Genomic DNA, 23,281 nt, shown 5'->3' with positions numbered 1-23,281 from the left:
GGGCCGGCCGTTCCTACGGCACCCCCAGCACGAACAGCACGTACCCCGCGTACGAACCGGAGGCCAGCGCGGCCGTGCCGAGGACCGCCGCCAGGGACGGCCGTCGGAGCCGGCGCATCGCGAGGGCGAGGGGGACGAACAGCGGGAAGAGCGGGAGCAGATAGCGCGAGACGTTGCCGAAGTACTGCTGGGTGGACATCACCATGAGATAGGACAGGACCGTGTACACGACGAGCACGGCAGGGGGTCGCAGGCGCGTCAGCAAAACGGTCAGCACCGGCACCATCAGCACCACGCAGACGCCGATCACGTCCTCGAAGGGCAGCGCGAAGCGGTAGTCGAAGTGACCGACCGGAAGGGACGTCAGCACGTCGAAGGTGTGGACTCCCCAGTCGAACTTGTGGGCCCAGGCGCCGTCCTGCAGTTTGGAGTAGCCGTTGATGTCGCCCATGCGGTAGTTGACCCAGCCGAGATAGCCGAACAGACCCAGGGGCGCGATCGCCACAGCGGCCAGCGGACGCCGGACCCCGTCCTCGCGCCGGCGCAGGGACAGCACCGCCGCTACGGCGAGGGCGGCGACGAGCGCGACGGCGGTGGGCCGGCACAGCCCTGCCGCGCAGGTCAGCAGGCCGGCCGTGAGCCAGCGCCGGGTCATGACCGCATGGCAGGCCCACGCGGCGAGGGCCGTGTAGAGGGACTCCGAGTAGCCCGACCACTCCGTGCCCGAGCCGGGCCAGACCGCCCACAGCCCGGCCGCGACCAAGCCGGCCCGGTGGCCGCCGAGACGTTTGGTCACGGCATAGATGCCGAGCGCGGCGGCGAACGAGGCGATGACGGAGACCGTCATGCCGGCGCCGTACAGGCCGAGTCCGGTGCACTCGGAGACCAGCCGCATCAGCGTCGGGTACAGCGGGAAGAACGCCGCCGAGTTGCCCTCCAGCGTGATCAGGCCGGTCGCGCCCGGGATCGGCTTCAGGGCCGGGTCGTACCCGTGCGCGGCGATCTGCTGGTACCACCAGCCGTCCCAGCTGGCCAGGACGTCCCAGGCGTGCTCGCCGCCGCCGAAGCGCGGGTTCTTCTTCCGGAAGTCGCCCGCGGAGTCCAGCAGGAACATGAAGACGCCGAAGCCGGCCAGTTTCAGCACGCCGTACGTCAGCAGCACGGGCCCGTGACGCGCGGCTGCGGTGCGCAGCCGCTGCCGGAACCGCCGTGCTCCGTCCGGGACTTCGGGCGGTGCGGTTCCGGCGGGCGGACGGCGCAGCTGGACGGTGCTCATGGGGCGGAGGGTCCTGTCGTGAGGCGGGCCGGGAACACCCACGCCCGGAAGAGGAGGAAGCGCAGCAGCGTCGCAGCCAGGTTGGCGACGACCAGGGTCATGAGTTCGGCCCCGTGGCCGGCCCCGGGCGCGGTGTGGTGCAGCAGCGCGAGCGAACCGCTCGTCAGGGCCAGTCCGATCAGGAAGGCGGCGAGGCCTTTGAGGTGGTGGCGCAGGGCGCCGCCACGGCCCCGCACACCGAAGGTGACCCGCCGGTTGGCCGCCGTGTTGGCGATCGCGCTGGCGAGCAGGGCTAGCGCGTTGGCGGCCTGCGCTCCGGTCGCCGGTCTGAGCACCGTGTACAGCAGCAGATGGCACAGGGTGCTGGCGGCACCGACGGCGGCGAAACGCACCACCTGCCCGGCAAGGCCCGAGGGCAGCTCCCCGGCCAGGTCACCGCCGCTGCGGCGCAGCGCGGACAGCGGCAGTCCGCCGCGGGCCAGGGCTCCGCCGATCCTGGCCATGCCCCGCAGGTCGGCCAGCGCCGTGGCGAGGATGTGGACCCGGCTGTCGGGGTCGTCCACCCAGTCCACCGGCACCTCGTGGATCCGCAGGCCCGCCCGCTCGGCGATGACCAGCAACTCGGTGTCGAAGAACCACTCGCGGTCCTCCACCAGCGGCAGCAGCCGCTCGGCGACGTCCCGCCGCACCGCCTTGAAGCCGCACTGCGCGTCGGAGAAGCCCACCGCGAGCGTGCCGCGCAGCAGCCCGTTGTAGCAGCGGGAGATGATCTCCCGCTTCGGCCCGCGCACCACCCGCGAGCCGCGGGCCAGCCGGGTGCCGATGGCGATGTCCGAGTGGCCCGAGATCAGCGGCGCGACCAGCGGCAGCAGCGCCGCGAGGTCGGTCGACAGGTCGACGTCCAGATACGCCAGCACCGGGGCGCGCGAGCGTGACCACGCGGTGTGCAGCGCACGCCCGCGCCCCTTCTCCGCCAGCCGTATCCAGTCCGTGCCGGGCAGCTCCGCGGCCAGCCGGGCGGCGATCCGCGGCGTCGCGTCGGTGCTGGCGTTGTCGGCGATGGTGATGCGGAAGGCGTAGGGGAAGGTCTCGCCGAGGTGGGCGTGCAGGCGCCGGACGCAGGGTTCGAGATCGTTCTCCTCGTTGTACACCGGAACGACCACGTCCAGGACGGGGTCCGGGTGGTGGGCCGGCAGGGGCGCGCGGCGGGGCAACGCGGATGATGCGGTTGCCGGGCGGTCGCTCGGGACCGACCGCAATACGGTTCGCATGGCTGTCTCACGGTCTCTTTTCTGGCGTGGGGGCATGCCCGGGCGCCGGTTTCGGGCATGCCGAAGGCGCCCGTGTCGGGTGGAGCGTCGAAGAGGTCGGGGCGGGGGTGCCCCTGGCGGGAACTGCCGCTCAGGCGGCTACTCGGGGTGGACCGATGCGGAGGGCTGTTCGGAGTACGGAGCCGACGGCGGGGCCGTCGACGGTGCCGAGGAGGGAGGTGGCGCGGGCGTTGTCGGCGGGGTCCGGCGCTCGGAGGCCCTGGTGGTCGGTGCTGGGTCGGCCGGCTCGGTCGTCCTCCCGGACGGGGTGATGCCGCCGGTGGTGGTCGGGGTCGTGGTCGTGGTCGCGGGCAGGGTCGTCTCGGGCAGCTCGGTCGGGGTCGTGCTCGGCGCCGGGGCCGGGCTCGTCGGGGTGATGTCCGGCGAGGCCGTCGGGCTCGTCACCGGCTGCGGCCGGTGGTCTGCGGGCTGGGCGCGGGTGAACATGCTGGGCAGCAGGGCCAGTCCGACGCCGAGCCCGGCCACCGCCACGGCCGAGCCGCCCGCCTTCCACAGCAACCGCGACCGGCGGCGGGCCCGGATGCCCGCGTGCAGCCGCTGCCGGTGCTCGGGCTCGTAAGGGGAGTGCTGCCGGGTGTCGTGCATCAGCCGCGACAGGTCCCGCTCGAAGTCGTCCATCGGTACTCCTTTCACCCCACGGGCCTGACGGTGCCGGACAGGATCTGGCGGAGCCGGGCGACTCCGCGTGACGCATGAGACCGGGCAGTGCCCACCGGACAGCCCAGCACCTGGGCGACTTGGGCCTCGGGCAGGTCCTCGTAATAGCGCAGCACCACCGCGGCCCGCTGCTTGGGCGACAGCTGGGCCAGTGCCGTCTCCAGCCGCGAACGTTCCGCGACGGCGGACGACACGTCGCCCGGTTCGGCCCGGTCGGGCAGGTGCTCCACCGGGCGCTCCCCCCACCAGCGCCGCCGCGCCGAGCGGGCAGCCAGCCGCACCAGCACCGTCCGGACATACGCCTCGGGAGCCTGTTCGGCCACCTTCGGCCAGGCGAACCACAGCTTGACCAACGCCTCCTGCACCAGATCCTCGGCCCGCTGCCGGTCGCCTCCCGTGAGCAGACGCGCGACATGGAGCAGCGCCGACCAACGGGCGGCCGCGAACTCGTCGAAGCCGTCCGCCCGAAACTGCTCCATCCTCACCGTCCTGCGTCTCAGTGGCCCCTTACACCTCTCAAAAGACGCCGGCCCCCCTTCCGCGATGCACTTGAAGCCTGTGATCCACCTCACCTCGCCGGATCCCGGATCCGGGCACGCAAAAAGGGGCCCGTGCACAGGCACGGGCCCCTCTTCCGGATATGCGTACGACGTGCCGTACGAGCCGGGCGGTGGGGTCAGCGGGCTCCCGGGCCGCCGCTGCCGAAGCCGCCGCTGCCGCCCTCGTTCCAGCGCGGGCGTTCCTGCGACGCGCTGGTCCGGTCGCTCTGATTGCCGTGGCCCTTGAGCTGGTGCGGGGTCAGGCGCTCCTCGCTTCGGGGGACCTCCTCGGGCTCCCGGCGCTCACTCGTCTCGCGGACCGGGCCCCCGTCGGGCAGCCTCGGCTGCTCGTCCGGCCGCGGTGTGGGCAGCTCCCTGCGCTTGACGCGAACACCGAGGACGAAGGCCCCCAACAGCAGGGCCACGACCACCACACCCGCCACGATCAGCCCCATGCCGACGGCGCCACGGCCCGCGGCCATCTCCATCCATGCGCTATTCATGGCACGCGGGTACCCGGGGTCCCCTCCCTGAACCTGCTGGGCACGGATGCCGGCCGCACCGGAAGGAACCCTGGGGAACACCGGGTTTGACGGCCGTCGACCGGGGCTACCCGCGCGTTGTGACTTCGACGACATCCCAGCAGGAGCTGTTCCGGTTCCTGGAGGACCGCTTCGCCTGTGCGCAGGCGTGTACCGAGTGCGCGCGGGCGTGTGCGCTGCGCGCCAGCCTCGTGGATCCCGACGGCACCGAGAACCAGGAACTCGTACGACGCAAGGGCATCATGTGCGCGGAGGTCTGCGACGCGACCTGCCGTGTGCTGTCCGAGCAGAACCAGGTGGACGAAGGCACCATCCGGGTCCAGGTGGAGTGGTGCCGGACCGTGTGCCTGGAAGCCGCCCACGTCTTCGACCGGCAACCGGGAGCGGAGGGCTCGGCGGCGGCGTGCCGCTCCTGCGCACGGGCGTGCACGGACTTCCTCGCCACGCTGAACTGACAACGCCATTCCCAATTTCTGAAACACGTTCTACGGTGTGCGCCGACAGGACCGGCCTTGGGAGCCTGGAGGCGCCGTGCACCTCGAATACACGCCCGAGCAGCAGCGGCTGCGCACCGAACTGCGGTCCTACTTCGCCGGACTGGTCCCGGACCAGGCGTACGCCCGGCACGGCGATCCGGCCGTCCGGAAGCGGTTCTACCGCGAGACCATCCGGCGGCTCGGCACGGACGGCTGGCTCGGCGTGGGCTGGCCGAAGGAGTACGGCGGGCGCGGCCTGACGGCCATGGAGCAGTTCATCTTCTTCGACGAAGCCGCCCAGGCCGGTGTCCCGCTGCCGCTCATGGCGCTCAACACCGTCGGTCCGACGATCATGGCTTACGGCACCGATGAACAGAAGGCGTACTTCCTGCCGAGGATCCTCTCCGGGGAGATCGACTTCGCCATCGGCTACAGCGAGCCCGGCGCCGGCACCGACCTCGCTTCCCTGCGCACCCGGGCCGTCCGGGAAGGCGACGAGTACGTCGTCATCGGCCAGAAGATCTGGACGACCAACGGCGACACGGCCGACTGGGTGTGGCTGGCCGTGCGCACCGACCCCGGGGCCCCGCCGCACAAGGGCATCACCATGCTCCTGGTGCCCACCTCCGACCCCGGCTACTCCTGCACCCTGATCAACACCCTCGCCTCGCACGACACCACCGCCAGCTACTACGAGAACGTCCGCGTCCCCGTCTCGCGCCGGGTCGGCGCCGAGAACCAGGGCTGGCGGCTGATCACCAACCAGCTCAACCACGAGCGTGTGACCCTGGCCGCCCACGGCACCATGGCCATCCGCGCCCTGCACGACGTGCAGCGCTGGGCGATGGAGACCAAGCTCGCCGACGGCCGCCGCGTCGTCGACCTGCCCTGGGTACGCCGCCTCCTGGCCCGCACCCACGCCCGGCTGGACGCGCTCAAACTGCTCAACCGGCAGATGGTCGGCGCCGTCCAGGACGGCACCCTCACCCCCCAGGACGCCTCAGCCGCTAAGGTCTACGGCTCGGAGGCCCGGCGCGACGCCTACGCCTGGCTCATGGAGATCGTCGCGGCCCCCGGCGCCCTGAAGGAGGGCTCGGCCGGAGCGGTTCTGCACGGCGAACTCGAACGCGGCTACCGCTCGGCGGTCATCTTCACCTTCGGCGGCGGCAACAACGAGATCCAGCGGGAGATCATCTCGTGGATCGGGCTGGGGATGCCGAGGGTGCGCCGCTGACGCGGTGTTGTCGTCGGTGCGTCGGCACCTCAACCGGGTCCGCCCAGCATGATCTTCCACACCCTGGTCGCAACCTGCAGGTTGAGGCGGTCCTCCACGTTCGTGAGGTCATGGCCGCTGATCTCGCGGATGCGCTGGAGCCGGTAGCGAAGCGTGCTGCGGTGGATCGCGAGGGATTCGGCGGTCTCGGCGTAGTTGCCGCCGCAGTCGAAGTACCGGGACAGAGTCTCCACGAGCGCCGCACGGTGGACGCCGTCGTAGTCGACGAGCTCTCCGAGCCATTCCCGGACGAACCCCTCCAGCTCCTGGTAGTCGTTCCCGGGTCCCAGGATGCGGTAGAGGCCCAGATCGTCGAAGAACGTCGTGCCGTACCGGCTTCGAGACCGGCGGCGTACCTCCAGGGCACGCAGTGCTTCCTGGTAGCGGCCGGGAATACCGTCCGGGGTGTCGCACCGGGCGCTCACCCCGATCGTCCCGTCCGGGGTGCCGGTCTCCCGGGTGAGCGTCTCGTACAGGGCGTGGTCGTCGGGCCTGCCCTCGGCGACCAGGACCACGTGGTCGGAGCGCCGGGTCACCAGCGACGGCATGCCCACGGCCGAAGCCGCCCGGCCCACGGTCCGCGCGAAGGCGTCGTCCGAGGCCCGGCTCGTCCACTGCACGACGACCACGTACTGGATGCGGTGCAGGTCGTGTCCGAACGCCTCCGACCGGGCGTAGGCGCTCGCCTCGTCCGTGCCCCCCAGAAGGTCGTCGACCAGTTCGCGGTGCAGTCGCAGCTCCACCTCCGCCAGGTGGCGCAGATGCGACATTTCCAGGGCGAGTGAGGTGGCGGCGTGCTCCAAGGCGAACAGGGTGTACTCGTCGGCGTCGTCCCGGGGATCGACCAGGGCCAGCACTCCGAGGACCTCACCGCGTGGGCGTATCACGGAGATGAGCCGGTCCTTGATGCGCACGGGTCCGCCTCTTCGGGCGACCTCCTGGAGCATCTCCGCATGGCGTGCGGGGTCCGGTTCCGGATAGGGCTCGGGCCGGCCGGGACCGGACCAGGACCGCAGTCGGCCGAAGCGGTCCTCCACCAGCACGGGAAATCCGGTGAGCTCATGCAGTGCGCCGGTGATGGCCTCCTCGCCGCCTCCCGAGGCCGTGACCTCGGCGAGGGCCTCGTGCACGGCCCGCTGATATCCCGTCTCGACCACGAGGGAGATCAGCCGCCGCTGGAGGGTTGCCCGCTCTCGTCGCAGTCGGTGCAGCTCCAGTGCGCCTTCCTGCTGGCGGCGGTGCGCCACGGCGACCGACAGGGCTGCGGCGGTGAGGCGTACCAGTACGGCGAGCAGGAAGTGCTGGGCACGGGTGGGCCGGGAGCGAGACGTCACCACGAGGTAGCCGTGCAGTCCACCGGGTCCGTGCAGGGCCAGGGCCCGGCCCCGTGACCGGCCGGGAACTGCGACGGGGCCGTCCTGCCCCGTCAGCTCTCGCACCGTCCGGTCGACGGCTGACGCAGGGTCCGGCCCGCCCTGCGGGCTGGAGACCAGCCGGCCGTGCACCCTGAGGTATCCGGCCTCGGCTCTGTACGGGCCGACGGCCGACAGGTGGTCCATGGCCAGGCGCAGGATCTCGCCTTCGTTCCGGCTGTCGAACATGAGGCGGGAGATTGCCAGCAGCTCGTGGGGAGGGTCGGCCGGGCTGGGAAGGTGCGGGCGGGACCCTCTCCACGAGACCGTCGGGTGCCGCCCGGGACGGCCCCGTGGAAGGCGGCCTTCCTGGACGGGACGGCCTCGGCGCATGTTCCGGCCCCAGCGGCCGACCATGGGATCACTCCCTTTCCCGAGCCCTCAGAGAGGTGGGCGGCCTTCGCGTACCCCGCTGCGACCGGCTCACCCCAGGTCTTCGGAGTTTTCGCCTCGTGCTCGCGGGGGGACGGGCTCCGTCGTTCTTTGACCTGCCGGGCGCAGGCGTAGAGCTCCTCGGTTCGCGAGCCTGGGGTGTGCCGTGGGCGGCCGTGCCCGTCGGCAGGAAGGACTGGGCAATGACCGAGCAGCCTCGCAGGCCCGTTGCCGCGTACGAGACGTACCAGGAAGCCGAGCGCGCCGTCGACCATCTCTCGGACCGGGGGTTTCCCGTGGAGAGGGTGGCCATCATCGGCCAGGACGTCCGCCTCGTCGAGCAGGTCGTCGGCCGTATGGACTACGGCAGGGCCGCCCTGCACGGAGCGGCGAGCGGGGCCCTTCCCGGTGCGCTGATCGGCTGGCTCTTCGGCTTGGTGGACTGGGTGGACCCGCTCGTCTCCGCCCTGCTCGTCGCCCTCTACGGCTTGATTTTCGGGGCGATCGTGGGCGCGCTGTTCGGTCTGCTGCTGTACGCCCTGCAGGGCGGCCGCCGGGACTTCGCCTCGGTCCGCTCGATGCAGCCCAGCCGGTACGACGTCGTCGTGGACGAAGCGGTCGCCGACGAGGCGGTACGGCTGCTCGGCGGCTTGCAGACCACCGGCGCCGGCGGCCGTCCCGCCCATACCTGAACGTTCGGATCCGCAGGTGCGGCGCGTGCCGTCGCATCGGGAGGAGTTCCTCATGGCCAAGGCAGTGGGCATCGACCTGGGCACCACGAACTCGGTGATCGCCGTGTGGGAGGGCGGCGAACCTTCCGTCGTGCCCAACAGCGAGGGCAACCGCACGACACCGTCCGTGGTGGCCTTCACCGACACCGGGGAACGGCTGGTGGGCCAGCTGGCCCGGCGCCAGGCGATCCTCAACCCCAAGGGCACCATCTACTCGGCCAAGCGGTTCATCGGCCGGCACTTCGACGAGATCCCGGACGAGGCCAGGGCGGTGGCGTACGACGTCGTCGAGGGCGAGGGCGGCGTCGCCCGTTTCAAGGTGCGCGACAAGCTCTACGCGCCCGAGGAGATCAGCGCCCAGGTGCTGCGCAAACTCGCCGACGACGCCTCCAAGCAACTCGGGGAACGGGTCACGGAGGCCGTCATCACCGTGCCCGCCTACTTCAACGACGCCCAGCGCACCGCCACCAAGGACGCCGGGCGGATCGCGGGACTGGAGGTGCTGCGGATCATCAACGAGCCGACCGCGGCCGCCCTCGCGTACGGCATGGACAAGAAAGAGCACGAGACCGTCCTCGTCTTCGACCTGGGCGGCGGCACCTTCGACGTGAGCATCCTCGACGTCGGCGACGGCGTGGTGGAGGTGCGTTCGACGGCGGGCGACAGTCACCTGGGCGGTGACGACTTCGACCGGCGCCTGGTGGACTACCTCGCGGACGACTTCCAGAAGGAGAACGGCATCGATCTCCGCCAGGACCCGCAGGCCCTGCAGCGCCTCTTCGAGGCGGCGGAGAAGGCCAAGACCGAGCTGAGTTCGGTGACGCAGACACAGGTCAGCCTGCCGTTCATCACCGCCGATGCCTCGGGCCCCAAGCACCTCACCGACTCGGTCATGCGGTCCACGTTCGATCAGATCACCAGCGACCTGGTGGAGCGATGCCTGGAACCGGTCCAGCAGGCCATGGCCGACGCCAAGGTCGGCGAGAGCGACATCGACGAGGTGATCCTCGTCGGCGGTTCCACCCGCATCCCCGCCGTCCAGGCCCTCGTGCGCCGGCTGACCGGCGGCAAGGAACCCAATATGAGCGTCAACCCCGACGAGGTCGTGGCCCTGGGCGCCGCGATCCAGGCCGGGGTACTCAAGGGCGAGGTCAAGGACGTCCTGCTGCTCGATGTCACGCCCCTGTCGCTGGGTGTCGAGACACGCGGCGGCGTGATGACGAAGATCATCGAGCGGAACACCACGATCCCCGTGCGCCGCACCGAGACCTTCTCCACCGCCGAGGACAATCAACCCGCCGTCGACATCGTCGTCCTCCAGGGCGAGCGCGAACGGGCCGCCGACAACCGGGTGCTCGGCCGCTTCCAGCTCACCGACATACGCCCGGCGCCGCGCGGCGAGGCGCAGATCGAGGTCACCTTCGACATCGACGCCAACGGCATTCTCAACGTCAAGGCCCGAGACCGGGACACCGGCAAGGAACAGGGCATCACCATCACCGAGAGCTCCAACCTCGACCGTGGCGAAGTCGAACGCATGGTCCAGGAGGCCGAGCGCAACCAAGGCCAGGACCAGGCCCTGCGCGAGGCCGTCGACGCCCGCAACGAGCTCGACGCCGTCGCGTACCAGGTCGACAAGCGCCTCGCCGAGCTGGGCGACGCGGCACCCGCGCACGAGAAGGCACGCGCCGAGATGCTGGTGTCGGATGCCCGGGCGGCGGTCAAGGAGGAGGCAGGCGTGGAGCGGGTGCGGCCCCTGACATCCGAACTTCAGCAGGTGCTGTCAGGGCTTGTGGCTCATCAGGGCGCCGCCGCCACGGGCGGTCCCGGTCAGGACACCACCGGGGACGGTTCGAGCAGTGGCGGGACGAGCGGCGGTGGCGGTGACGACGACGTCATCGATGCCGAGTTCGACAAGGACTGAGGAAACGCCATGCCGATCCACCCCAGGGAATCCGACCCGGCCGACCCGGCTCCGGAGGGCGCCGCACGCCCTCCCCGAGGGGATCTTCCGCGCTCGGGCCCGCCGACCGGGCCGGGGTCTGACACGGACGAGGCACCAGGCCCCGACGCGGCCGGCGGCCCCGCGCCGTCCGAGGACGAGCACACGGCCGAGCTCAGGGAACTCGAGGACCGCTGGCGGCGCGCGCTCGCCGACCTCGACAATCTCCGCAAGCGCCACACCAGGGAACTGGAGCGGGAGCGGACGGCCGAGCGGTCCCGCACGGCCGCCGCCTTCCTGCCCGTCCTGGACAACCTCGAACTCGCTCTGACTCATGCGGGATCCGACCCCGGCGCGATCGTGGAGGGCGTCCGGGCGGTCCGCGACCAAGGGGTGAACGTCCTCGAACTGCTCGGCTACCCGCGGCACGCGGAGACCGGCGTCGCCTTCGATCCAGCGCGGCACGAGGTGGTCGGCGTCGTCCACGACCCCGACGCCCCACCCGGCACGGTCGTGGAGGTGCTGCGGCCGGGCTACGGTGACGGCGAACGGCAGCTCAGGCCCGCCGCAGTGACGGTCGCGAAGCGGGAGTGACCGGTCATGGCACAGGACTTCTACGAGGTGCTGGGCGTTTCACGGACCGCGACCCAGGACGAGATCCAACAGGCATATCGCAAACTCGCCCGCAAGTACCACCCCGACGTGAACAAGGACCCGGGAGCGGAAGAACGCTTCAAGGACCTCAACGAGGCGTACAGCGTCCTGTCGGACCCCAAAACCCGGGCCCGTTACGACCGCTTCGGCGAGGACTTCCGGAAGGTCCCCGAGGACTGGGAGGAGCGGGTCGGTGCCGGCGCGGGACCCGGCGGCGGCTTCCGCACGCGGAGGACCGCTGGTGCAGGCGGCCCCCGTGCCCGGTACACCGGTTTCGGCGACGACTTCGCAGCGGAGGGCGTCGACATCGAAGACCTGCTCGGCTCGCTCTTCGGAGCAGGCGCCGCCCCCGGCGGCGTACCGGGGGCCGACCAGGAGGCCGAACTGCCGCTCACCGTCGAGGAGGCGTACAGGGGCGGCCGCCGCACCGTCACGCTCGCCGGTCCCACCGGGCAGCCACGGCGGTACGAGGTCGACGTACCGCCTGGTGTCACGGATGGGCAGCGCATCCGGCTGGCGGGCGAGGGAGGACGGGGCAGTGGTGACGCCGCCGCGGGGGATCTGTATCTGCGGGTGCGTATCCAACCGCACCCTCGGTTCCGGCTGGACGGCCGGGACGTGTACGTGCAGCTTCCCGTCGCCCCCTGGGAGGCCGCGCTGGGCGCGACGGTTCCGGTGCCCACCCCGGGCGGCGGCACGGCCAAGGTCACGGTGCCCGCGGGCTCCTCCAGCGGCCGGCGACTGCGACTGCGTGGCGAGGGCATGCCGAACCCGCGCGGTGCCGACGGCAACCTCTACGCCGAACTCCGCGTCATGGTGCCGCCCAAGCTCAGCGACCGGGAGCGCGAGCTGTTCGAGGAGCTCGCCGCCACCTCTTCGTACGATCCCAGGAGGACGTGATGAGCGACCGACCCTCACGGGCGGCGGCCGGCGGCCGGACCACCCGGGCCGACGCGAGCGGGCGTCCTGTACGGCCGGGCGCCGGCTCCACGGCCGTGCGCTACGCGCTCGTCCCCGTGCCCAGGCTTTCCCTCGACGCCGTGGCCCGCCGCGCCGGCGTCCATCCCGACCTGGTCCGCCGCTTCGTCGCCCTGGGCCTGGTCGACGCCGAGCGCGACGCCGCGGGGCGCCTGGTGTTCGACCCCGCGGCCCCGGCGGTCCTCGCCCGCGTCCAGCGGCTGCGCACCGGACTCTGCCTCAACTACGCATCCATCGGTCTGGTGCTCGACCTGCTCGACCGCATCAGCCTGCTCGAAGCCGCGCTGCGCGACCGCGGCAGGAGGAGTGACTCACCCCCATGGACATGAACCGTCTCACCCAGAAGTCACAGGAAGCCCTTCAGGAGGCGCAGACCGCCGCCGTCCGCATGGGCCAGACCGAGGTCGACGGTGAGCATCTGCTGCTCGCGCTCCTCGACCAGGAGGACGGCCTGATCCCGCGGCTGCTGCAACAGGCGGGCAGGGAGCCCGAGGAGCTCGGTGCGGCAGTGCGTGAGGAGCTTTCCCGCCGGCCCAAGGTGACCGGCCCGGGTGCGGCGCCGGGCCAGGTGTTCGTCACCCAGCGCCTGTCCCGGCTGCTGGACGCCGCCGAGCGGGAGGCCAAACGCCTCAAGGACGAGTACGTGTCCGTGGAGCACCTCCTGCTGGCCCTGGCCGAGGAGGGCTCGGCCACCGCCGCCGGACGGCTGCTCAAGGAGCACGGCATCACCCGGGACTCGTTCCTGAGCGCGCTCACCCAGATCCGCGGCAACCAGCGCGTCACCTCGGCCAACCCCGAAGTGGCGTACGAGGCCCTGGAGAAGTACGGCCGCGACCTGGTCGCCGAGGCCAGAGACGGCAAGCTCGACCCGGTCATCGGCCGCGACGCCGAGATCCGCCGCGTCACCCAGATCCTCAGCCGCAAGTCCAAGAACAACCCGGTCCTCATCGGCGACCCCGGCGTCGGCAAGACCGCCATCGTCGAGGGCCTCGCCCAGCGCATCGTCCGCGGCGACGTGCCCGAAGGACTGCGCGACAAGACCGTGTTCGCACTCGACATGGGCTCCCTGGTGGCCGGGGCGAAGTACCGGGGCGAGTTCGAGGAACGCCTCAAGGCCGTGCTGTCCGAGGTGAAGGCCGCCCAGGGGCACATCCTGCTCTTCGTCGACGAGCTCCACACCGTCGTCGGCGCCGGCGCCGCCGAAGGGGCCATGGACGCGGGCAACATGCTCAAGCCGATGCTCGCCCGCGGCGAACTCCACATGATCGGTGCCACCACCCTCGACGAGTACCGCAAGCACATCGAGAAGGACGCCGCCCTCGAACGCCGCTTCCAGCAGGTCCTGGTCGAAGAGCCGAGCGTGGAGGACACCATCTCCATCCTGCGCGGACTGCGCGAACGCCTGGAAATCTTCCACGGCGTGAAGATCCAGGACACCGCGCTGGTATCCGCGGCCACCCTCAGCCACCGCTACATAACCGACCGGTTCCTGCCCGACAAGGCCATCGACCTCGTCGACGAGGCGTGCGCCCGGCTGCGTACCGAGATCGACTCGATGCCCGCCGAACTCGACGAGATCACCCGCCGCGTCACCCGCCTGGAGATCGAGGAGGCCGCCCTCTCCAAGGAGACCGACCCGGCCAGCAAAACCCGCCTGGAGGAGCTGCGCAGGGAACTGGCCGACCTGCGCGGCGAGGCCGACGCCAAGCACGCTCAGTGGGAGGCCGAACGGCAGGCGATCCGCCGCGTGCAGGAGCTGCGCCAGGAACTGGAGCAGGTCCGCCACGAGGCCGAGGAGGCAGAACGCGCCTACGACCTCAACCGAGCCGCCGAACTCCGCTACGGCCGCCTCCAGGACCTGGAGCGCCGACTGGCCGCGGAGGAGGAGCAACTGGCCGCGAAGCAAGGGGAGAACCGGCTGCTGCGCGAGGTCGTCACGGAGGAGGAGATCGCCGAGATCGTCGCCGCCTGGACCGGCGTTCCCGTCGCCCGCCTCCAGGAGGGGGAACGCGAGAAGCTGCTGCGCCTCGACGAGATCCTGCGCGAGCGTGTCATCGGCCAGGACGAGGCCGTCAAGCTCGTCGCCGACGCCATCATCCGCGCCCGCTCCGGCATCCGCGACCCGCGCCGACCCATCGGCTCGTTCATCTTCCTCGGCCCGACCGGCGTGGGTAAGACCGAGCTGGCCAAGACCCTCGCGGCGGCCCTGTTCGACTCCGAGGAGAACATGGTCCGCCTCGACATGAGCGAGTACCAGGAGCGGCACACCGTCAGCCGGCTCATGGGCGCACCGCCCGGATACGTCGGCTACGAGGAAGGCGGACAGCTCACCGAGGCCGTACGCCGCAAGCCGTACTCGGTCGTGCTGTTCGACGAGATCGAGAAGGCGCACACCGATGTCTTCAACACCCTGCTGCAGATCCTCGACGACGGCCGCATCACCGACGCCCAGGGCCGCACCGTCGACTTCCGCAACACCGTGATCATCATGACGTCCAACATCGGCTCCGAGCACCTCCTCGACGGCGCCACCGCCGAGGGTGAGATCAAGCCGGACGCCCGCGCCCTGGTGATGGGCGAGCTGCGCGGGCACTTCCGTCCGGAGTTCCTCAACCGCGTCGACGACATCGTGCTGTTCAGGCCGCTCGGTGAGCGGCAGATCGAGCGGATCGTGGAGCTGCAGTTCGACGAGCTGCGAAGCCGCCTCGCCGAGCGTCGCATCACCGTCGAACTCACCGAGGGAGCCCGGGAGCTGATCGCCCACCAGGGTTACGACCCGGTGTACGGGGCCCGGCCGCTGCGGCGTTTCATCTCCCACGAGGTCGAGACGCTGGTCGGGCGCGCCCTGCTGCGCGGCGACGTGCAGGACGGCGCGAAGGTCCGCGTCGACGCCGAGCACGGAGAGCTGGTGGTCACGTACGACCAGCCCGAGGACGTGAAGGGGGCGAGGGCGGCATGAGTACCGTGCAGGCCACCAACGTCACCTGCGCGCACTGCGGGCGTACCAACCGGGTACCGGTTGCCGCCGAGGGCCGCCCCAGGTGCGCCAACTGCAAGCAGCCGCTGCCGTGGATGGCCGACGCGGGCGACGACGACTTCACCGAGGTCGTCGAGCAGGCCACCGTGCCCGTCGTCGTCGACCTGTGGGCCACCTGGTGTGGCCCCTGCCGCATGGTGAGTCCGGCGCTGGAGAAGGTCGCCTCCGATCTCGCGGGAAAGATCAAGCTGGTCAAGGTCGACATCGACAAGAACCCGCGTCTGGCGCAGCGGTTCGAGGTCCAGGCGGTACCGACGCTGCTGGTCGTCGACAAGGGGCAGACCATCGCCCGGCAGGCGGGTGCCGCACCTGCCCCTGCCCTGCAGCGGTGGGTGGAGCAGTCGATCGCCGGCCGCGAGCCGGCCGGGAAAGGGTGAACAGTCATGACCGTACGGACCGACCCCCACCTCGCGCTCGTCCAGCCGGTCCAGCCACTGACCCCCGAAGGGTGTCAGGAGTGTCTGCTGCTCGGCTCTCCGTGGGTCCACCTCAGGCTCTGCCTGACCTGCGGCCACGTCGGCTGCTGCGATTCCTCGCCGAACCGGCACGCGCGCCGTCACGCCGCCGCCGACGGTCATCCGATCGCGGCGTCGCTGGAGCCCGGCGAGGACTGGCGGTGGTGCTTCGTCCACGAGGCGTTCGTGTGATGGCCCGCGACGATACGCGGCCAGGCCCGGCGCCTGTGCCGGACGAGGCGGAGGAGAGCGTCCCCTTCGAGACCGCCGACATCTACGGCGCCTATCCCCGTCTGCCGGACGACCAGATAGCCCGCTTGGCGCAGCATGGCCGGCGGCGCGCGGTCGACGCCGGTGACGTGCTGATCCGGGAGGGGGAGCGGTGCGAGACGTTCTATGTCGTCCTCAGTGGCTCGATCGCCGTCGTCGAGGGCCACGGCACGCCCGACGAACGACTGCTGCGTGTGCATGGCCCCCGCCGCTTCATCGGCGAACTCGGGCTCCTCCACGGACAGGTGGCCTTCTACACCGCCCTGGTCAGGGACCCCGGCGAGGTTCTCGCCCTGTCCATGGAGCAGCTGCGTGACCTGGTGAACCGGGACTCCGTCCTCGGCGATGTGGTGCTGCGTGCCTGCCTGGGCCGCCGTGCTTTGCTCGTCGGGCAGGGCGCCGGTTTCCGCATCATCGGCTCGCGCTACTCGCCCGACACCCGGCGACTGCGCGAGTTCGCCGCCCGGAACCGACTGCCGCATCGCTGGATCGATCTGGAGACCGATGAGGAGGCCGAGGAGCTGTTGCGCCGCTTCGGCGTCGGCCCGGAGGAGACACCGCTCGTCATCTGGCGGGACACCACTCTGCTGCGTAACCCCAGCAACGCGGAACTGGCCCGGCTCATGGGCCTCCCGTCGCTGCCTGCCGGAAACCATCACGGCGATCTCCTGATCGTCGGCTCCGGACCCGCTGGTCTCGCCGCCGCGGTGAACGCCGCCTCGGAGGGCTTGGACACGACCGTGGTCGAGGCCATGGCCAGCGGTGGCCAGGCCGCCACGTCGTCCCGCATCGAAAATCTGCTCGGCTTCCCCTCCGGCATCTCGGGCGCCGAACTCACCGAACGCGCCGTGCTCCAAGCCGACAAGTTCGGCGCCAGGATCAGCGTCCCGGCGGAGGCAGCCCGGCTCGAACCGCGGGACGGGCACTATGCCGTCAGGATCGCCGACGGCGGCGAGATCACCGCCCGCACAGTCGTCCTGGCCACCGGCGCTCGCTACCGCCGCCTTCTGGTGCCCGGCATTGAACGCCTGGAGGGAACGAGCGTCCACTACTCGGCGACCCTCTACGAGGCCCAGCAGTGCCGCACCGACCCGGTGGCCGTCGTCGGCGGAGGCAACTCCGCGGGCCAGGCCGTGCTCTTTCTGGCCGGGTACGCACCGCAGGTGTATCTGCTCGTCCGTGGGCCGAGCCTTGAGGCACACATGTCCCGCTACCTGATCGATCAGGTCGAGCGCCACCCTCGGGTGCGCGTGCTGCTGCACACCGAGGTGACCGAGGCACTGGGCGACAAGGTGCTGGAGGCGGTCGCAGTGGTCGACAACCGGACGGGCGAGAACCGCCACCTGGCGGTGCGGGCCCTGTTCGTCTTCACCGGCGCCGAGCCCCACACCGAGTGGCTGTCCGGTGCGCTCGCCCTCGACGCGCGCGGTTTCGTGCTCACCGGGGCGGAGGCGCAGGCAGGCTCCGTTCCGGAATTGTGGCAGAGCCAGGGCCGCGACTGCCTGACGTTGGAGACCAGCCTGCCTGGCGTCTTCGCCGCCGGCGATGTCCGCAGCGGCTCGGTGAAACGCGTGGCCTCCGCGGTCGGCGAAGGCGCGATGAGCATCCACCTCGTGCACCGCTACCTGGGCCACACGGCCGCGCCAGGCGGCACCGACAGCTCCCCGCACACCCGTCGAAAGGAGTCCGCTTGGCTCGCATGACACCCAGCGGCGACGAGATCACGACAAGGAGCAGGAGGCGAGGGGAATGACCACGCCCGTCAGGCGCCACCGCGGTGGCGCGATGCAGGACAGGCCCGTTGGCTGGGCACGCAATCCGCTGACGGAGTTCGACCAACTGCTCAGCGAGATGAGCGGACTGATCGAATCCACGGTGGGAGGCGCGGCGCCCGCAGTCGCGTGGACGCCTCTGGCGGATGTCACGGAGTCCGACGACGCCTTCCACATCGAGATCGAACTCCCCGGCGTCAGGAGCAAGGACATCGACGTTCAGGCCAACGGTCCCGAGCTTGTGGTCACCGGAGAGATCAAGGAGAAGGAACGCAAGGGCGTCCTGCGCCGGAGCACCCGCCGCACTGGAGCCTTCGAGTACCGGCTGCGGCTGCACGGAGAGGTCGACACCGAAAAGATCAATGCGCAGATGTCGGACGGGGTGCTCTCCATCACCGTCCCCAAGGCCGAAGTCGCAAAGCCCCGGCACGTCGAGATCAGCGAGACGAGTGAAAGCACCGGGAGCAGCGGCTGACACGCGAACGCCGCGGTTCCGGACACTCGTCCGGCACCGCGGCCGGGCCATGAGGCTTGACGCCCGGGGTGACCCATGAACGACGTCCTTTCTCACAACCCCTCACGGCGGCGGAGACGTGGCACATGGCTCGCCACCGGCTTCCTCAAGCGCCGCAGACGCCGGGCGCGCAGCAGCCGAATTCCGCCCACGGCCGTGCCGATCGGTACAGGACGCACGAGACCGCCTCCGCCCCGCACACCTCCGGCAGAACGCGCACGAGCGGGACCAGTGGATCGCCGACCGCCCCGCCCGCCGTCAGGAGCGGGAGTGCGCACCGGAGCCTGCCGCTACCGCCCGGGCAGCGGACCGGGCGGCACCCTGTACTCGCCGGGGATGGCCGGCACCGCGGGCATGACAAGCCGCACATCCGCCATGGCCGAACAACGCCTTGACGACGAGGTCGGCGAAATCACCCACGCGCTCCAAGAATCCGGCCCGGCGAGCCGCGACCGGCTTGAAGCGGCCGTGGGCGGCCGTTCCTGGGGCCCAGGATGCTTCCGCCGCGCCCTGCGTGATTCCGAGCGGGAGTCCAGGGCCAGGCGCCTGCTGGCGGCAGCTACACGCCGACGGACGGACGCGGCCGACCCGACAGCGCATCGGGCGACCCCCATGACCAGCGGTGACCGCGGCAGAAGGAGGCAGCGATGAAATACGACGGATTCCTCGCCCATGTACGCGAGCGAGGCGAATACAAGGACCAGAGCGAAGCCGCGGACGTCACCAATGCCGTGCTGGAAGTGCTGGCCCAACGGATCAGCCCGGGAGAGGTCAAGGACCTCGCATCCCAGCTGCCCGGCCCGCTGCGAGAGGTTCTGGACCATGCCACGCCGCAGCAGGCGCAGAGCTTCGGGATCGAAGAGTTCTACCGCCGGGTCGCCGAGCGCACGGGTGCCCGGCCGCGTACGGCGCAGTGGGACGGCAGCGCGGTCCTGACCACCGTTGCCGACGCTGTCACCGGCGGAGAACTGAATCAGATCATCAGTCAACTCCCCTCCAGTTACGCGGTCCTGTTCGGCAAGGCCGACCTCGCGGACTGAGCCCGTGAGGCGCCCCAGAATTGAGAAATCGTTTGCCGCGCTCTTGCCGTGACCCCGGTGGAGGAGGTCACGAGTGCGGTCCAAGCGCCGGGCAGGCTGAGGCGGCCGGCTTCCGGCGTCACGGCTGCGCCTTCCGGCTCTTGCCGTCACGAATCAGGATCAGGGGGCTGCCACTCGAACATCAAGATCGTGGCGTCGTCGCTGAGTTCGTTGTGCTGATGCTCGAGGATGGCATGGATGAGCAGGCGTAGCACTTCCGAGGCGCTCTGCCCTGCAGCAGCTGATCCCCGGACCCGACGGACATGTTCCTGTCCATGCCTTCGATGATCCCTTCGAGGGCGGGCCGGCACGATCTGAGTTCTCCGACTCCCGAGTTGGAGCACGTCGTTGCGGCAGCCAAGGAAGCGGAGCGCGCTGACGCTGTTCGGCCGTGGCTGCACCGCCTGTCTCGGTTGCCGCTCAGAGCAGGAGGTCGAAGACGGCTCGCACCTCGTCCCAGTGCTGGGTCTGGGGGTTCTTCAGGTCGGGGTGGAGGATCTTGAAGCTCTGAGCAAGGGCCAGGCTGAGTCCGCCGATGATGTCCGGGTAGGCCGCCTCGGTCTCTTCATCGGGCGTACGGTCCAAGGCCGGATGGGTGGCGAGCTGTTCCAGGATCGGCTTGAGCTCCACATCCTGGTCGATCTTCCGGAAATGGTGAATGCTCTCCTGCAGGCCCTTCGTGATCGGTAGGTCACCGGTCCGGATGACGTCGCGACCGTTGGCCTTGGCAGTGGCCTGGGCGACGGTCAGCAGATCGTAGAGCTTGGCGTCGACGAAGTCGTTGAAGCGCTTGAGATCGTTCTTGTCGACGTTCAGTCCTGCGGCCGCGCGAAAGAACCTCTCGAATCTGGCGACGGACATCACGGTCATGACGGCAACCTCCGGCTGCGGGAGCCGGGTGGTTCCCGGCCCCTGGGTTCCCAGCCAGCCTGGCTGATGGGGGCGCCCGATCGCATGCGCATGTGGGGCCCAATTGGCCTCGCCGTATTGCCCTGCCAGGCCGATGCGTCGGACTGCCCGAGTTGCCGACGGGCGTGCGGACCGACAGCAGGGCCACAGAGCGCTCGGGAGGGCCGGTGAGCAGCAGCGAGGACCGGTTGGCGGTGCCCGGGAGATCCGGCCGTACTGCACCTGCAGGCGGGGGTCGGCGTGTCACGTGGCGCGGACGTTACCGCGGTGGCGCCCGTGGGCACTCGGGATCGGCGGGGCAGCCGACGAGGAGGGTCCGGTCATGCAGGTGTCGTCTCAGGGCGTTACGGTCGTGGCTCTCCTGGCGGATCCGGACGCGCCGACGGAGATCGCGCAGCGCATGGTCCGGACACTTCCCGATCGGCTCGCCGACAGGTCGGGGCCGGGACGACGGTTCGACGTCGAGGTGGTCAGTGAACCCTTCACCTCGGGGACGGAGGACCCGCCCACCTTGATGCGCAGGATCAAGGACCGTGGGAGTGCGGAGAGCTGGGACATCGTCGTCGCTCTCACCGACCTTCCGCTGCACTCCCACGGACGCAAGCTCGCTGTGAATCTGAATCACGAGCACGGCTTGGCGCTGCTCTCTCTTCCTTCACTGGGGGGCCTGCGGCTGCAGACGAGGGCCCGGCGGGCCGTCGAAGAAGCCGTGCTCGGCATGGCGAGTCCGCACCCCGATGGCGCTGAAGGAACTTCGCGAAGTCAGCCGCCTCCGGGGCTCTCCGTCAATCGTCTCGCCCCTTCTCATCCGGGCCGGGCCGAGGAGAAGGAGACCGACGATCTTCGGTACGTCGTCAGCGGGCCGCGCGGTTACCTGCGGGTGCTCGCCGGTATGGTCCGCGCCAACCGGCCGTGGCGGTTGGTGCCGGGCTTGTCGAAAGCCCTGGCGGCCGCGCTCGCGACGGGAGCCGTCGCCACCGTGAACTCGACCGTCTGGACCCTGGCCGCGTCCCTCAGCACGCCACGCCTCGTGATCGCCACGGTCGGATCTGTCGCGATCATGATCGGCTGGCTGATCATAGACGCGGAGCTGTGGCACCGAGCAACAGAAAGCTCTCCGGAGGCCAGGCAGAGGGCGCGGCTGTACAACGTCTCGACGGTCGTGACCGTGGGTATCGGCGTGCTCGTTTGCTACGTGGGTTTGCTGGTCATCAACTGGGTGTGGGCGCTGTTCATTCTCAACGACCAAGCGTTCGCTGCCGTGACACGAACTCCACTGCACGCTGGGGAGTACTTGACGCTGTCCTGGTTCGTCGCGTCGGTCGCCACCGTGGGTGGCGCGCTGGGATCAGGCTTGGAGAGCGACGATGCGATCCGGGCAGCCGCCTACTCCAAGCGCGAACAGGAACGTCGCCACAGGCTCCAGGAGGACCACGATGACCAGCCGAGGTCCGAGTCGGAGATACGGCGGTAGTCGGTGGTCGTCCAAAGGGAAAGATTTCGCTGATCGATCCGCGTGTGCTCGTTTCGCGTCGAGGGCCGACGGGGACCCGGACGGCACGTCGCCGGGGGCGCCGGTGCTCCGCGTCGCAAGCCGCCGACGGCGCCGTTGCACCTGATCCGGGTGAACGACCCGCAGAGGCATGCCGGAGTCACGGACCGCGTCCCACCGACCCCCACGCGTTCAACTCCCGGGAGTGAGGCTCTTCGCGCCGTCTCCATCACCGCCATGGTGCGGTCATGCCGCGATATCAAGGGATCGCAATCATGAAAGCAGCGGTATACGAAGGCCCGCGTACGGTCGCGGTGAAGGACGTACCGGACGCGAAGATCGAGCACCCCTGCGACATCATCGTCAAGATCACCGCCACCAATATCTGTGGTTCTGACCTGCACATGTACGAGGGCCGCACCTCGTTCGAGTCCGGCCGCACCCTGGGACACGAGAACCTGGGCCAGGTCGTGGAGGTCGGCTCGGCCGTCCGCAAGGTCCAGGTCGGCCAGTACGTGGTACTGCCCTTCAACATCGCTTGCGGCTTCTGCAAGCAGTGCGAGCGGGGGCTGACCAACTACTGCCTGACCATGCAGCCGGAACCGGCCCTCGCCGGAGCCGCCTACGGGTTCGCCGACATGGGCCCCTACCAGGGCGGCCAGGCGGAACTGCTGCGCGTGCCCTACGGCGACTTCAACGCGCTGCGCCTGGGCGAGGACGCCGCCGAGCGACAGACCGACTACGTGATGCTCGCCGACATTTTCCCCACCGGCTATCACGCCACCGAGATGGCCAACGTCAAGCCAGGCGACCAGACGATCGTCTTCGGGGCCGGTCCCGTCGGTCTGATGGCGGCCTACTCCGCCGTGCTCAAGGGCGCCGGCCGCGTCTGGGTGGCCGATCACCAGCCCGACCGGCTGGGCAAGGCGGAGGAGATCGGGGCCATACCGATCAACACCGCCGAGCAGGACCCGGCGGAGGTCGTCAAGGAGGCCACCCTCGGTCTGGGCGCCGACAACGGCTGTGAATGCGTCGGCTACCAGGCCCACGACCACGAGGGAGACGAGGACGCCAGCCTCACGCTCAACAGCCTGATCGATTCAGTCAGGTTCACGGGCGACATCGGCGTGGTGGGCGTCTTCCTGCCCCAGGACCCCGGCGGTGAGGAGGCCCAGGGCGAGCTGGAGGCACAAGGCAAGGTGCCGATGGACTTCGGCATGATGTGGTTCAAGGGCCAGCGCATGGGGACCGGGCAGGCGCCGGTGAAGAAATACAACCGGGCGCTGCGCGACCTGATCGCCGCCGGGAAGGCGAAGCCGAGCTTCGTCGTCTCGCACGAACTCAGCCTCGACGACGCCCCCACCGCCTATGAGCACTTCGACGCCCGTGACGAGGGCTGGACCAAGGTGGTCCTGCATCCGAACGGACACGGGAACGGCAGCAAGCGATAGGAACCCAGAGGCCGCCGCCCGTCTGTTTTCCCGGACCAGTCCGGGTGACGGGTGGCGGTCACCCTGATTCCGGCAGGGACTGAACCAGCGGCGATCACCGGAGTTCGGCCCGGCATCAT

General features: G+C 70.3%; 22 protein-coding genes and 1 pseudogene. 15 read left to right on the top strand and 8 right to left on the bottom strand.

Annotated elements, in window-relative coordinates; genetic code table 11:
- Positions 1–13: 13 nt before the first annotated feature.
- The 5 genes from ADK65_RS02675 to ADK65_RS02655 form a co-directional block, all read right to left on the bottom strand.
- Complete coding sequence (locus ADK65_RS02675; protein ID WP_078955775.1) at positions 14–1,276, bottom strand: glycosyltransferase family 39 protein; 1,263 nt, start codon at positions 1,274–1,276, stop codon at positions 14–16.
- Complete coding sequence (locus tag ADK65_RS02670; RefSeq protein WP_053668145.1) at positions 1,273–2,547, bottom strand: bifunctional glycosyltransferase family 2/GtrA family protein; 1,275 nt, start codon at positions 2,545–2,547, stop codon at positions 1,273–1,275. Before ADK65_RS02670 ends, ADK65_RS02675 begins: the two co-directional genes overlap by 4 nt.
- A 138-nt stretch (positions 2,548–2,685) precedes the next feature.
- Positions 2,686–3,225, bottom strand: coding sequence for a hypothetical protein (locus ADK65_RS02665; protein ID WP_053668144.1), 540 nt, complete (start codon positions 3,223–3,225; stop codon positions 2,686–2,688).
- A gap of 11 nt (positions 3,226–3,236) precedes the next feature.
- Positions 3,237–3,743, bottom strand: a complete 507-nt coding sequence (locus ADK65_RS02660) for a SigE family RNA polymerase sigma factor (protein WP_053668143.1) — start codon at positions 3,741–3,743, stop codon at positions 3,237–3,239.
- Between the two features lie 197 nt (positions 3,744–3,940).
- Positions 3,941–4,306, bottom strand: a complete 366-nt coding sequence (locus ADK65_RS02655; RefSeq protein ID WP_053668142.1) for a DUF6479 family protein — start codon at positions 4,304–4,306, stop codon at positions 3,941–3,943.
- A 119-nt stretch (positions 4,307–4,425) separates the two neighbouring features.
- Between ADK65_RS02655 and ADK65_RS02650 the strand changes: the two genes are divergently transcribed.
- Entirely contained in the window at positions 4,426–4,800 is a 375-nt protein-coding gene (locus tag ADK65_RS02650) for a ferredoxin (RefSeq protein ID WP_199825559.1), read from the top strand.
- Positions 4,801–4,876: 76 nt separating this feature from the next.
- Entirely contained in the window at positions 4,877–6,055 is a 1,179-nt protein-coding gene (locus tag ADK65_RS02645; protein ID WP_053668140.1) for an acyl-CoA dehydrogenase family protein, read from the top strand.
- 29 nt (positions 6,056–6,084) lie between these two features.
- Here ADK65_RS02645 and ADK65_RS02640 read toward each other — a convergent pair whose 3' ends face one another.
- A complete protein-coding gene (locus ADK65_RS02640) occupies positions 6,085–7,863 on the bottom strand; it encodes a PucR family transcriptional regulator (RefSeq protein WP_107092200.1) in 1,779 nt (592 codons plus the stop codon).
- A gap of 218 nt (positions 7,864–8,081) precedes the next feature.
- Here ADK65_RS02640 and ADK65_RS02635 point away from each other — a divergent pair, with 218 nt between their 5' ends.
- The 11 genes from ADK65_RS02635 (at position 8,082) to ADK65_RS02585 (ending at position 19,271) form a co-directional block, all read left to right on the top strand.
- Positions 8,082–8,570, top strand: coding sequence for a general stress protein (locus ADK65_RS02635; protein ID WP_053668139.1), 489 nt, complete (start codon positions 8,082–8,084; stop codon positions 8,568–8,570).
- Between the two features lie 52 nt (positions 8,571–8,622).
- Positions 8,623–10,533, top strand: a complete 1,911-nt coding sequence (gene dnaK, locus ADK65_RS02630) for a molecular chaperone DnaK (protein WP_053668138.1) — start codon at positions 8,623–8,625, stop codon at positions 10,531–10,533.
- Between the two features lie 9 nt (positions 10,534–10,542).
- On the top strand, positions 10,543–11,145 hold the full coding sequence (locus tag ADK65_RS02625; protein WP_053668137.1) for a nucleotide exchange factor GrpE: 603 nt from the start codon (positions 10,543–10,545) through the stop codon (positions 11,143–11,145).
- 6 nt (positions 11,146–11,151) lie between these two features.
- Positions 11,152–12,105, top strand: a complete 954-nt coding sequence (locus ADK65_RS02620) for a DnaJ C-terminal domain-containing protein (protein WP_053668136.1) — start codon at positions 11,152–11,154, stop codon at positions 12,103–12,105.
- Entirely contained in the window at positions 12,105–12,512 is a 408-nt protein-coding gene (locus ADK65_RS02615; RefSeq protein WP_053668135.1) for a chaperone modulator CbpM, read from the top strand. The genes ADK65_RS02620 and ADK65_RS02615 overlap by 1 nt, the downstream gene beginning before the upstream one ends.
- The gene (gene clpB / locus ADK65_RS02610) at positions 12,503–15,142 is read left to right on the top strand and encodes an ATP-dependent chaperone ClpB (RefSeq protein ID WP_053668134.1); all 2,640 of its coding nucleotides are present in this window, start codon (positions 12,503–12,505) and stop codon (positions 15,140–15,142) included. The genes ADK65_RS02615 and clpB overlap by 10 nt, the downstream gene beginning before the upstream one ends.
- Positions 15,139–15,597: a thioredoxin gene (gene trxA / locus ADK65_RS02605; protein ID WP_053668133.1), complete on the top strand. Its 459-nt coding sequence runs from the start codon at positions 15,139–15,141 to the stop codon at positions 15,595–15,597. The genes clpB and trxA overlap by 4 nt, the downstream gene beginning before the upstream one ends.
- A gap of 6 nt (positions 15,598–15,603) precedes the next feature.
- On the top strand, positions 15,604–15,867 hold the full coding sequence (locus tag ADK65_RS02600; RefSeq protein ID WP_053668132.1) for a UBP-type zinc finger domain-containing protein: 264 nt from the start codon (positions 15,604–15,606) through the stop codon (positions 15,865–15,867).
- Positions 15,867–17,648, top strand: coding sequence for an FAD-dependent oxidoreductase (locus ADK65_RS02595; RefSeq protein ID WP_053668131.1), 1,782 nt, complete (start codon positions 15,867–15,869; stop codon positions 17,646–17,648). The genes ADK65_RS02600 and ADK65_RS02595 overlap by 1 nt, the downstream gene beginning before the upstream one ends.
- A 46-nt stretch (positions 17,649–17,694) precedes the next feature.
- Positions 17,695–18,192, top strand: coding sequence for an Hsp20/alpha crystallin family protein (locus tag ADK65_RS02590; protein ID WP_053668130.1), 498 nt, complete (start codon positions 17,695–17,697; stop codon positions 18,190–18,192).
- A gap of 686 nt (positions 18,193–18,878) precedes the next feature.
- Positions 18,879–19,271 (top strand): DUF2267 domain-containing protein, encoded by a 393-nt coding sequence (locus tag ADK65_RS02585; RefSeq protein ID WP_053668129.1) that lies wholly within the window; start codon positions 18,879–18,881, stop codon positions 19,269–19,271.
- 146 nt (positions 19,272–19,417) lie between these two features.
- Here ADK65_RS02585 and ADK65_RS39075 read toward each other — a convergent pair.
- Positions 19,418–19,555: pseudogene (locus tag ADK65_RS39075) on the bottom strand (serine/threonine protein phosphatase); the annotation flags it as partial.
- Positions 19,556–19,730: 175 nt separating this feature from the next.
- The gene (locus tag ADK65_RS02580) at positions 19,731–20,180 is read right to left on the bottom strand and encodes a DUF1931 family protein (protein WP_053668128.1); all 450 of its coding nucleotides are present in this window, start codon (positions 20,178–20,180) and stop codon (positions 19,731–19,733) included.
- A gap of 361 nt (positions 20,181–20,541) precedes the next feature.
- Here ADK65_RS02580 and ADK65_RS02575 point away from each other — a divergent pair, with 361 nt between their 5' ends.
- Together ADK65_RS02575 and ADK65_RS02570 are read left to right on the top strand one after the other, a co-directional pair.
- Complete coding sequence (locus ADK65_RS02575; RefSeq protein WP_199825558.1) at positions 20,542–21,693, top strand: hypothetical protein; 1,152 nt, start codon at positions 20,542–20,544, stop codon at positions 21,691–21,693.
- 293 nt (positions 21,694–21,986) lie between these two features.
- Complete coding sequence (locus tag ADK65_RS02570) at positions 21,987–23,162, top strand: glutathione-independent formaldehyde dehydrogenase (protein ID WP_053668127.1); 1,176 nt, start codon at positions 21,987–21,989, stop codon at positions 23,160–23,162.
- Positions 23,163–23,281: the final 119 nt, after the last annotated feature.

The sequence above is a fragment of the Streptomyces sp. NRRL B-1140 genome (assembly GCF_001280065.1).
Classification (GTDB): domain Bacteria; phylum Actinomycetota; class Actinomycetes; order Streptomycetales; family Streptomycetaceae; genus Streptomyces.
The sequence above is the reverse complement of the archived record's forward strand: the minus strand, read 5'-3'. Positions and strand labels throughout refer to the sequence as shown.

Coding starts and splice junctions, on each gene's coding strand:
- ADK65_RS02590 (WP_053668130.1), top strand. CDS start 17,695: ATGACCACGCCCGTCAGGCGCCACCGCGGTGGCGCGATGCAGGACAGG.
- ADK65_RS02615 (WP_053668135.1), top strand. CDS start 12,105: ATGAGCGACCGACCCTCACGGGCGGCGGCCGGCGGCCGGACCACCCGG.
- ADK65_RS02580 (WP_053668128.1), bottom strand. CDS start 20,180: ATGACCGTGATGTCCGTCGCCAGATTCGAGAGGTTCTTTCGCGCGGCC.
- clpB (WP_053668134.1), top strand. CDS start 12,503: ATGGACATGAACCGTCTCACCCAGAAGTCACAGGAAGCCCTTCAGGAG.
- ADK65_RS02570 (WP_053668127.1), top strand. CDS start 21,987: ATGAAAGCAGCGGTATACGAAGGCCCGCGTACGGTCGCGGTGAAGGAC.
- ADK65_RS02595 (WP_053668131.1), top strand. CDS start 15,867: ATGGCCCGCGACGATACGCGGCCAGGCCCGGCGCCTGTGCCGGACGAG.
- ADK65_RS02660 (WP_053668143.1), bottom strand. CDS start 3,743: ATGGAGCAGTTTCGGGCGGACGGCTTCGACGAGTTCGCGGCCGCCCGT.
- ADK65_RS02620 (WP_053668136.1), top strand. CDS start 11,152: ATGGCACAGGACTTCTACGAGGTGCTGGGCGTTTCACGGACCGCGACC.
- dnaK (WP_053668138.1), top strand. CDS start 8,623: ATGGCCAAGGCAGTGGGCATCGACCTGGGCACCACGAACTCGGTGATC.
- ADK65_RS02635 (WP_053668139.1), top strand. CDS start 8,082: ATGACCGAGCAGCCTCGCAGGCCCGTTGCCGCGTACGAGACGTACCAG.
- ADK65_RS02665 (WP_053668144.1), bottom strand. CDS start 3,225: ATGGACGACTTCGAGCGGGACCTGTCGCGGCTGATGCACGACACCCGG.
- ADK65_RS02625 (WP_053668137.1), top strand. CDS start 10,543: ATGCCGATCCACCCCAGGGAATCCGACCCGGCCGACCCGGCTCCGGAG.
- ADK65_RS02575 (WP_199825558.1), top strand. CDS start 20,542: ATGCAGGTGTCGTCTCAGGGCGTTACGGTCGTGGCTCTCCTGGCGGAT.
- ADK65_RS02600 (WP_053668132.1), top strand. CDS start 15,604: ATGACCGTACGGACCGACCCCCACCTCGCGCTCGTCCAGCCGGTCCAG.
- ADK65_RS02655 (WP_053668142.1), bottom strand. CDS start 4,306: ATGAATAGCGCATGGATGGAGATGGCCGCGGGCCGTGGCGCCGTCGGC.
- ADK65_RS02640 (WP_107092200.1), bottom strand. CDS start 7,863: ATGGTCGGCCGCTGGGGCCGGAACATGCGCCGAGGCCGTCCCGTCCAG.
- ADK65_RS02675 (WP_078955775.1), bottom strand. CDS start 1,276: ATGAGCACCGTCCAGCTGCGCCGTCCGCCCGCCGGAACCGCACCGCCC.
- ADK65_RS02585 (WP_053668129.1), top strand. CDS start 18,879: ATGAAATACGACGGATTCCTCGCCCATGTACGCGAGCGAGGCGAATAC.
- trxA (WP_053668133.1), top strand. CDS start 15,139: ATGAGTACCGTGCAGGCCACCAACGTCACCTGCGCGCACTGCGGGCGT.
- ADK65_RS02670 (WP_053668145.1), bottom strand. CDS start 2,547: ATGCGAACCGTATTGCGGTCGGTCCCGAGCGACCGCCCGGCAACCGCA.